Source organism: Streptomyces panaciradicis (genome assembly GCF_023516615.1).
Taxonomy (GTDB): Bacteria; Actinomycetota; Actinomycetes; order Streptomycetales; family Streptomycetaceae; genus Streptomyces; species Streptomyces panaciradicis.
Genome location: NZ_JAMGBF010000278.1, coordinates 1 through 5,394 on the forward strand (window position 1 = coordinate 1; position 5,394 = coordinate 5,394).

At 76.5% G+C, this 5,394-nt stretch carries 10 protein-coding genes; 4 read left to right on the forward strand and 6 right to left on the reverse strand.

Annotated features, from left to right (window positions below; translation table 11 throughout):
- The first annotated feature begins 161 nt into the window (after positions 1-161).
- Genes M8J74_RS43600 through M8J74_RS43615 form a run of 4 tightly spaced genes read left to right on the forward strand, consistent with a single transcriptional unit; the run spans position 162 to position 2,462 of the window.
- Positions 162-674, forward strand: a complete 513-nt coding sequence (locus tag M8J74_RS43600; RefSeq protein WP_249841695.1) for an Asp23/Gls24 family envelope stress response protein — start codon at positions 162-164, stop codon at positions 672-674.
- Positions 675-706: 32 nt separating this feature from the next.
- Positions 707-892: a hypothetical protein gene (locus M8J74_RS43605; RefSeq protein ID WP_063824556.1), complete on the forward strand. Its 186-nt coding sequence runs from the start codon at positions 707-709 to the stop codon at positions 890-892.
- Complete coding sequence (locus M8J74_RS43610) at positions 889-1,878, forward strand: DUF6286 domain-containing Asp23/Gls24 family envelope stress response protein (RefSeq protein ID WP_249841696.1); 990 nt, start codon at positions 889-891, stop codon at positions 1,876-1,878. The genes M8J74_RS43605 and M8J74_RS43610 overlap by 4 nt, the downstream gene beginning before the upstream one ends.
- Before the next feature lie 32 nt (positions 1,879-1,910).
- The gene (locus tag M8J74_RS43615) at positions 1,911-2,462 is read left to right on the forward strand and encodes a hypothetical protein (protein WP_249841697.1); all 552 of its coding nucleotides are present in this window, start codon (positions 1,911-1,913) and stop codon (positions 2,460-2,462) included.
- A 5-nt stretch (positions 2,463-2,467) separates the two neighbouring features.
- On the opposite strand, the gene M8J74_RS43620 is transcribed toward M8J74_RS43615, so the two are convergent.
- The 6 genes from M8J74_RS43620 to M8J74_RS43640 form a co-directional block, all read right to left on the reverse strand.
- Positions 2,468-2,626 (reverse strand): hypothetical protein, encoded by a 159-nt coding sequence (locus tag M8J74_RS43620; protein WP_249841698.1) that lies wholly within the window; start codon positions 2,624-2,626, stop codon positions 2,468-2,470.
- Positions 2,623-2,781, reverse strand: a complete 159-nt coding sequence (locus M8J74_RS43625; RefSeq protein ID WP_249841699.1) for a hypothetical protein — start codon at positions 2,779-2,781, stop codon at positions 2,623-2,625. The genes M8J74_RS43620 and M8J74_RS43625 overlap by 4 nt, the downstream gene beginning before the upstream one ends.
- Positions 2,778-2,906 carry a hypothetical protein gene (locus M8J74_RS44755; protein ID WP_283949323.1) on the reverse strand — a complete coding sequence of 43 codons (129 nt, stop codon included), beginning with the start codon at positions 2,904-2,906 and terminating at the stop codon, positions 2,778-2,780. The genes M8J74_RS43625 and M8J74_RS44755 overlap by 4 nt, the downstream gene beginning before the upstream one ends.
- 26 nt (positions 2,907-2,932) lie before the next feature.
- Positions 2,933-3,601, reverse strand: a complete 669-nt coding sequence (locus M8J74_RS43630) for an alpha/beta fold hydrolase (RefSeq protein ID WP_249841702.1) — start codon at positions 3,599-3,601, stop codon at positions 2,933-2,935.
- 1 nt (position 3,602) lies between these two features.
- Complete coding sequence (locus tag M8J74_RS43635; RefSeq protein WP_249841700.1) at positions 3,603-4,415, reverse strand: DUF1295 domain-containing protein; 813 nt, start codon at positions 4,413-4,415, stop codon at positions 3,603-3,605.
- Positions 4,412-5,394: SAM-dependent methyltransferase (locus M8J74_RS43640; RefSeq protein WP_249841701.1), on the reverse strand; the 983-nt coding region annotated here is incomplete at its 5' end. The genes M8J74_RS43640 and M8J74_RS43635, both read right to left, overlap by 4 nt.

Below are 5,394 nucleotides of genomic sequence, written 5' to 3' on the forward strand. Positions count from 1 at the left end.
ATCGTCGACTCGGTCCTGATGCCGACCAGCTGACGCCTCCTCAGGGGCCGGGCACCACGCGCGCGGTGGTGCCCGGCCCCTTTTTCCGGTTTCCGCGTCACAGGGCCGGCCGCGCCGGGTCCAACGAAGTGAGACCACAGACGGCCAGGAAGGAACGTGCCATGACCACGCAGACCCCCCAGACCGCACTCACCGCCAAGGACGTGTCCACGCCGCGCACCAGCGGGGCGCCGGCGAAGACGACGGCCGTGTCCGGCGGCGCGACCGGCGCCGACCAGCCGGCCGCCGACCGCGGCCGCACGTCGATCGCCGACGTGGTCGTCGTGAAGGTGGCGGGCATCGCGGCCCGCGAGATCCCCGGCGTCCACGACATGGGCGGCGGCCTGTCCCGCACCATCGGCGCGGTGCGCGACCGCGTACCCGGCGGGCGCCCCAACATCGGCCGCGGCGTCAAGGTCGAGGTGGGCGAGCGGCAGACCGCCATCGACCTCGACCTCGTCGTCGAGTACGGCGTTGCCATCACGGACGTCTCCCGGGACGTGCGGGAGAACGTCATCTCCGCGGTCGAGCGGATCACCGGGCTGGAGGTCGTCGAGGTGAACATCACCGTCAACGACGTCCGGCTGCCCGAGGAGGAGGAGCCCGAGACCACGGCCGGGGTCCGCGTGGAGTAGTGGCCGTCGATCCGGGAGAGGGGACCAGAGACATGAGCACGGCGTTCATGGGGATGATCGCGGGCATGGCGCTCGCGTTCGCCGGCTACTTCGGCGGGTTCGGCGCTTTCCTGCTCGTGGCCGCGCTCGGCGGCCTCGGCTGGGCGCTGGGCCGGTGGGCCGAGAGCGGCGGCAGCGTCCGGGACGTCCGGGACGCCTTCGAGCGGAGCCGCCGATGACCGCGGCCGCGGAACGGGGGACCACCACCGTCTCGCAGCGGGCGGTGCGCAGGATCGCCGAGCGGGCGGCCACCGAGGCGCGGGCCGTCCGGGTGGTCGGCTCGGCGGCGTCGGTACGGGGCACGAGCGCCGAGGTCTCCCTCAGGCTGACCCTGCCCTATCCGGCCCCGCTGGCCGACACCGTGCGGGACGTCCAGTCCCACGTCACGGAGCGCACCAGACGGCTGACGGGACTCGACGTCCCCCTGACCCGCATCGGCGTCACCTCCCTCACGCCGTCGGCGACCTCCGCGGTCCCGGCGCGGGAGGCCCTCCCGGTGGCCACCGGGCTCCGTACGCCCCGGCGGTGGTGGTCGACGCGCGGGGTGCCGGTCGCCCTGATGGCCTGGGCCGCCGCCGTGAGCTGCGGGGCGCTCGCCTTCGACCTGTTCCGGGTGCACCTCGCGGACCGGCCCGCCGGCGCCTGGCGCACCGGTGCCGTGCAGTGGCTGTCGGACCACGGTCCCGGGGACCCGGCGGTGGTCGCCGGCGGCGCGCTGATCGCTCTCGCGGGCGTGTGGATGATCCTGCTCGCCCTCGCGCCCGGCCGCCGTCACCAGTGGACCGTCGGCACGCCCGCGGCCGGGGTGACCGTGGCGGTGGACCGTTCGGCGACGGCGAACCTGGTCCGCGACGCGGTCGCGGCCGTCGACGGCGTCGCCTCGGCGCGCGTACGGGCCCGGCGCCGGCGCGTGACGGTGCGGGCGGCCCTCGCCTTCGGCGACCGCGAGGCGGCCCGCGCCGCCGTCACGGCCGCGGCCCGGGACGCCCTGACCGCCTCCCGCCTGCGCCGCACCCCCCGCCTGCACGTCAGGGTCGTACCCGAACCGCTCTGGCGGCCGCCGCACCCGCGACCACCGGAGACCCCGCGGCACGACGCCGCACGTGCCCCGCAGCAAGGGGCCGCCCCGGCGCCGTCGGCTGCACGATTCGGAGGTGCGTGGTGAGGGCGTGGGGTCGTGGTGGGGTGAATCGGGTCGTGCTCGGAGTCGTCGGGGTCGGGCTGCTCGGGGTGGGGAGCCGGCTCGTCGCCAGTGATCCCGCTGTCGCGGCCCGGCTGCCGTCCTGGTGGCCCGCCGCGGGGAGGGGATCGGTCCTGGTCGACCGGGCCGGGCTGGCGCGGCTGCGCGGGGAGACCTGGTGGACGCCGGTCGTCATGGCCGCCGCGACCGTGCTGACCGTGCTGTTCGTCCGCTGGGCCCTCGCACAGCTGCACTCCGGCCGGGTGCGGCCGCTCGCCCTGCCGTCACCGGGGGCCACGGTGCATCCCCGCACGCTGGCCGAGGCCCTGTCGGCCCGTGTGGCCCAGCTGCCCGGCATCGCCCGCTGCCGCGCCCGGGTGCTGCCCCGCGGCGGATCGCGTCTGGACGTCGGCCTGCGGGTCTGGCTGGAACCCGGCACCTCCCCGGACGCCGTGCTGCCCGGCCTCTCGGCCCTGGCGGCGGAGGCGGAGGAGGCCGCGGCACCCCGCACGAGCCGCACCCGGATCCGCCTCAGCGGCACGTCCCACCGCACCGTCCACGTCCGCTGAGGTGCTCACAGCAGGGGGAAGCCGTCCTTGCTGTAGGACGCCGGGGGCAGCGGGTCCGGTGTGCCGTCCGGGTCGAGCAGGTGGGCGACCACCGCGGAGGCCGCACCCGGATCCGTCTCAAGGGCACGTCCCACCGCACCCGCCACGTCCGCTGAGGCGCTCACAGCAGGGGGAAGCCGTCCTTGCCGTAGGACGCCGGGGGCAGCGGGTCCGGTGTGCCGTCCGGGGCGAGCAGGTGGGCGACCACCGCGGAGGCCGCACCCGGATCCGTCTCAAGGGCACGTCCCACCGCACCCGCCACGTCCGCTGAGGCGCTCACAGCAGGGGGAAGCCGTCCTTGCCGTAGGACGCCGGGGGCAGCGGGTCCGGTGTGCCGTCCGGGTCGAGCAGGTGGGCGACCACCGCGGAGGCCGCACCCGGATCCGTCTCAAGGGCACGTCCCACCGCACCCGCCACGTCCGCTGAGGCGCTCACTGCAGGGGGAAGCCGTCCTTGCCGTAGGACGCCGGGGGCAGCGGGTCCGGTGTGCCGTCCGGGTCGAGCAGGTGGGCGACCACCGCGGAGGCGGTGCGGTGCCACAGGCGGGGCCGGTTCAGCATCGCGTGGTCGCCGCCCCCGACCACGGCCAGTCCCGCCCGGGCCGCCGTGCCCCGCGCCCGGCGGACGCAGTCGGCCGTCTCCGCGAGCGAGGTGACGCGGTCCCGGTCACCGTGCAGGGCTACGACGTACCGGCCCGCCAGCTGGGTCACCGGCTCGCCGGCCGGCCACCACGGCGCGAGGCCCACCACGCCCCGCACCCACGGATGCCCGCCGGCACGCAGGGCCGCCCGGCCGCCCATGGAATGGCCGAGCAGCACCACGGGGAGCGGACCGGACAGCTCGCCCAGCGCCCGGCGGACGTCCCGCACCGGGTCGGCGCGCTCGCCGTTCCAGCCGCGCAGCCGGTAGCGCACCCGGGCCACCAGGACGTCCCGGTCGGCCGACGCGGCGGCCACCGCCCGGACGAACGGGTCCATGCGGAGCGCGGCGAGCTGCCAGGGCCGGGCCGGGCTCTCGCTCGACGCCCGCCCGCCGTGCAGGACGAGGACGGCCGCCCGCGGCCGGGCCGGACGGCGCAGGGGCACCAGATGGGCCGTCATGTCAGGCACCGGCCCTCCGCCGGGGCGGCAGCGGGAAGAAACCGCTGGTGCGCGCCTTGTACTCGGCGAAGCCGGGCCGGTCGGCCATGTGCCGCTCCAGCAGCCGCTTCCCGCTGCCCCTGGTCAGCAGCAGGCTCATCACCACGGGGGAGACCACGGACACGGCGGCCGCCGCCGGCGAGTCGCACGCCACGAGGAACAGACCCCACCAGACGCAGAAGTCACCGAAGTAGTTGGGGTGCCGGGTCCACGCCCACAACCCGCGGTCCATCAGCGCGCCCCGGTTGGCGGGATCGGCCTTGAACCGGGCGAGCTGCGCGTCCCCGACCGCCTCGAAGCCGAGGCCGACCGCCCACAGCGCGGCGCCGGCCCAGGCGAGCGCCGACGGCGCGCCGGGGACGTACATGGCGGCCTGCACGGGCAGGGACACCAGCCACACCAGGGCGCCCTGCAGCAGGTAGACCATCCGCAGGGCGTAGGCGTTCCGGCTGCCGGGCGCCTTCGCCAGCATCGCCTCGTAGCGCGGGTCCTCGCCGTGCCCCCGGCCGCGGCGGGCGATGTGGACGGCCAGGCGCAGCCCCCACACCGCCGTCAGGACCGTGACCAGCAGCCGCCGTACCGGGTCCCCGTGCCCGGCGGACGCGGCCAGACTCGTGACGGCCACCGCCGTGAACCCGATCCCCCAGGCCACGTCCACGATCCGGTGCACGCCGACGCGCACCGCCACCGCGAAGGTGACCAGCATGACCGCGAGGGCCGCCGCGGCGGCCCAGGCGAGGTTGAGCGCGAACGCGCCCCAGGGGAACCCGCTCACGGCTTCTCCAGCCCCTCGTACCAGCCGTGGGTGGTCGCCGGCAGGCCGCTGTCGCCGCCGGGTGCGGGCCGTACGCCCAGGAGCTGGTCGACGCCCATGCGGCCCTCCTCGAAGGCGAGCGCCGCGCCGACGAGGTACAGCCGCCACACCCGCGCCGTCTCCTCGCCCACCAGCCGCACGAACGCCTCCCAGCGCTCCTCCAGGGTGTGGTGCCAGGCGCCGACCGAGCGGGCGTAGTGCTCGCGCAGCGACTCGGTGTGCCGGATCTCCAGCCCCGCCTCCTCCAGCAGCGCCACCGTCTCGCCCAACGGCCGCATGTGCATGTCCGGGGCGATGTACGCCTCGATGAACGGTCCGCCGCCGGGAGCGCCGGGGCCGCGCGACATCTGCTGCACCAGCACCCGCCCGGCCGGCCGCACCAGCCGGTGCAGGGAGGCGGCGAACGCCGGGTACTCGGCGTCGCCGACGTGCTCGCCCATCTCGACCGTGGCGACGGCGTCGTACGCGCCGCCCTCGATGTCCCGGTAGTCCTGGCACACCACCCGCACCCGCTCGCTCAGGCCGCGCTCGCGCACCCGCTCGCGGACGTACGCCGCCTGTTCCCGGGCCAGCGTGACGGCGGTGACCTGCGCCCCGTGCCGTTCGGCGGCGTGCAGGGTGAGCGAGCCCCAGCCGCAGCCGATGTCCAGCAGCCGGGCGCCGGGCACCAGGCCCAGCTTGCGGCAGATCAGCTCCAGCTTGGCCCGCTGGGCGTCGGCGGCGGTGAAGCCGGGTTTCTCGCTCGCCCAGTAGCCGCAGGAGTAGGCCATGGTCTCGTCGAGGAGCAGGGCGTAGAAGTCGTTGGACAGGTCGTAGTGGTGGCTGATGGCGGCCCGGTCGCGGGCCCGGCTGTGCAGGCCGCCGCGCAGCCGGGCCTGGGAGGCGGGAGCGGGCGGCGGCGGGCCCACGACCCCGAGGCGTACGGCCGTGGCGAGCGCGC

What these genes read in the sequence shown, in the direction of transcription:
- M8J74_RS43630 (WP_249841702.1), bottom strand. Translation starts at nt 3,601, where the DNA reads ATGACGGCCCATCTGGTGCCCCTGCGCCGTCCGGCCCGGCCGCGGGCG.
- M8J74_RS43600 (WP_249841695.1), top strand. Translation starts at nt 162, where the DNA reads ATGACCACGCAGACCCCCCAGACCGCACTCACCGCCAAGGACGTGTCC.
- M8J74_RS43610 (WP_249841696.1), top strand. Translation starts at nt 889, where the DNA reads ATGACCGCGGCCGCGGAACGGGGGACCACCACCGTCTCGCAGCGGGCG.
- M8J74_RS43605 (WP_063824556.1), top strand. Translation starts at nt 707, where the DNA reads ATGAGCACGGCGTTCATGGGGATGATCGCGGGCATGGCGCTCGCGTTC.